Annotated in this window: 3 protein-coding genes; all 3 read left to right on the plus strand. The window is 32.9% G+C overall.

All coding sequences use genetic code 11. The features are described 5' to 3' along the window. Positions 1-189, plus strand: a 189-nt coding sequence (locus ACKI67_RS10375; protein ID WP_407463460.1) for a site-2 protease family protein, incomplete at its 5' end; no start/stop codon positions are given. A 188-nt stretch (positions 190-377) separates the two neighbouring features. Beyond that, positions 378-1,604, plus strand: a complete 1,227-nt coding sequence (locus ACKI67_RS10380; protein WP_407463461.1) for an FprA family A-type flavoprotein — start codon at positions 378-380, stop codon at positions 1,602-1,604. A gap of 335 nt (positions 1,605-1,939) precedes the next feature. Then, positions 1,940-2,737, plus strand: coding sequence for a V4R domain-containing protein (locus ACKI67_RS10385; RefSeq protein ID WP_296856034.1), 798 nt, complete (start codon positions 1,940-1,942; stop codon positions 2,735-2,737). Positions 2,738-2,877: the final 140 nt, after the last annotated feature.

Below are 2,877 nucleotides of genomic sequence, written 5' to 3' on the forward strand. Positions count from 1 at the left end.
AACTTTGCAGTTGGAACCTTTAACTTGCTTCCTATGAAACCTTTGGATGGAGGACATTTATTTGAGAACCTATTGTCTTATATCATGCCTGAAGGAGCTTATAGGCCAATAGTCACTTTCATGTCTTTCTTTATGGGAATCATAATTGTGGTTAGTCTTGTTGTCGGCTTTTTAGGCACTCCATTTTAGATTAATCGCAATTTATATTTTTTAACAATAATTTTTGTTCGTATCATATGAAACCAAAACTTTATATATGCAGAAAAACATATAAATAAATGTTTAAGCATTTACGAACTAATAATACTTTAGTTATGAAAAATTGCTGAAATGTAATACATAATATATTTATGTAATTGAATATTAGAGGAATTAAAATGAAAGCAAAAGCACAAAAAATAGGTGATGGAGTATACTGGATTGGTGTACTTGACTGGGATTTAAGATCCTACCACGGATACACTTTAGATGGAACCACTTACAATGCATACATTGTATTTGGTGAAAAGGTAGCTATTATCGATAACGCTTATCCTGGAAAAACTGAAGAAATGATGGCTCGTATCGAAGACGCATTTGAACAAGAAGGTAGAGTTATGAAAGTCGACTACATTGTTCAAAACCATGTAGAAAAAGACCACAGTGGTGTCTTATACGACTTATGGAAAAAATTCGATGCACCAATTTACTGCAGTAAAATCGCTCAAGGCGGATTACTCAGACACTACCCTAAATTAGAAGGTGCAGACTTCAACATCGTTGGAACTGGAGATTCACTTGACTTAGGCGGTAAAACATTAGCATTCTTAGATGCTTTCTTGCTTCACTGGCCTGACAGCATGTTCACCTTACTTGCAGAAGATGGAATCTTATTCCCTAACGATGCATTCGGTCAACACTTATGTTTCGCTAAAAGATTTGACACTGACATTCCAGAAGTTGTTCTTATGGATGCAGCACAAAAGTTCTACGGTAACTTGATTACCCCACTCAGTAAAAAAGTACTTAACAAATTCGATGAAATCATTGAATTAGGTCTTTTAGAACAAGTTAAAATGATTGCTCCTTCCCACGGACAAATCTGGACCGACCCAATGAAGATCATTGGTGCTTACAGTGACTGGGCAACCGGTAAAAGAGCAGAAGACAAAGTAACCATTGTTTACGATACCATGCACTACTCTACCCAAAAAATGGCTCACGAAGTTGCTGAAGGAATCATTGCAGAAGGATACGATGTGGAAATGTACTTCTTGCATGAAGATGAAAGAAGTGAAATCGTAAAAAGCATCTTAACCAGTAAGGCAGTTGCTTTCGGTATTCCAACCATCAACGACTTCCCATTCCCAAGTATTGGTGACATTATCTACTACTTGAAAGGTCTCCACTTCAACAGAACTGGATTCAAAAGACCTGCTGTTACCTTCGGTTCCATGGGAGGAAGAGGTGGAGCTGTAGAATTCATCGCAAACGAACTCACCGAATGTGGTTTCGAAGTTCTCGACCAACAGGAAATCTACTATGTCCCTGATGATGAAGACGATGACACCAGCTTCAAATTAGGTCAAAAATTAGTTGAAGAAGCTAAAAAATTAGAACTTTAATTTTAAAGTTCTTTTCTTTTTTATTTTTTCTTTTTTTATTTATTTTCAAAAACTCTTTAACATGTGTTATTCTTTTAATTTGTTCGTATTTTTCCATATTTTTAGCTATTTTATAACGAATGTTCGTATTTCAGACTAATAAATCATATAATTTTTTTAAACTGTTCGTAAGGAAATCTAAAATAATAAAACATTTTGTCAATATAAGAACAAGTATATAAATAAGAAAGTTTATACTATATGTATAAAACAATTATTTAATCATGTTAGGATTTTTATAAATTTTATAAAAAATTAAACATATTTTAATAATTATTATTTTTTGAGGGTTTAAAATGGAAAATGAAGAAAAGACTATTCAACCAAAAGCAATTCAAATTTTTGCAAAGGCTCCTGGTGAGCTTGGTGTAAATGTAGTTAAAAGTCCAGTGAAATTGACAATTCTTTCAATGTTGAAAGATACAGATATGGAATTTGATGAAATCGTTAAAAACACTGGAAAATCCAAATCTACAATTTCCGTTCATTTGAAATCATTAAGAGAAGATGGAATCGTAAGCTACAGATTCGATGCAAACGATCACAGAAAGAAAATCTTCTTCATCAATTCAAAATTCTTAGGTGAAGTCCAATCTGGAGATGAAAAGGAATTGGAAGAAAGACAAGCGGAATTCCTTGTTAAAAACATCATGGATGTAGACAACTTCAAGTTCTCCTTCCTATTGTTCCACACCTTAAGATCTAACTTGATTCAAGAAGGAATCAACATCAACCCTGTATTGAACCAATCAGGTAAGAACATCGGTTCAGCAATGTATGAAAAGCTTTACGAAGAGGACATCAACAAGTTCTGTGACAATATCATCCAATTCTGGGATGACAATGGTTTAGGCAAACTCGAGATTGAATTGGGAGACATCATCAACATTACTGCTTATGAATGTTTCGAATGCAGTTTGCTTCCTAAGAAAGGAAAACCAACCTGTTACTTGGATGCAGGTATTTTTGAAGCATTATTTGCAAACTATCTTAAGAAGGATGTTGACGTAACTGAAGTGAAATGTTTCACCATGGGTGATGACTGCTGTAAATTCTTAGTGGAATCCCCAGATGGAGAAGCTTTTGCATACTAAATAATTAATTTCTTAATTAATTATTCATTTTTTTGATTAATTATTCATTTTTTTTAATTAATTATTTCATTATTTTTTTATTATTTTTATCTACTTTTTTAACTATTTTTTATCTACTTTTTTAACTATTTTTTATCTAC

This window comes from Methanobrevibacter sp., from assembly GCF_045577275.1.
GTDB lineage: Archaea > Methanobacteriota > Methanobacteria > Methanobacteriales > Methanobacteriaceae > Methanobrevibacter.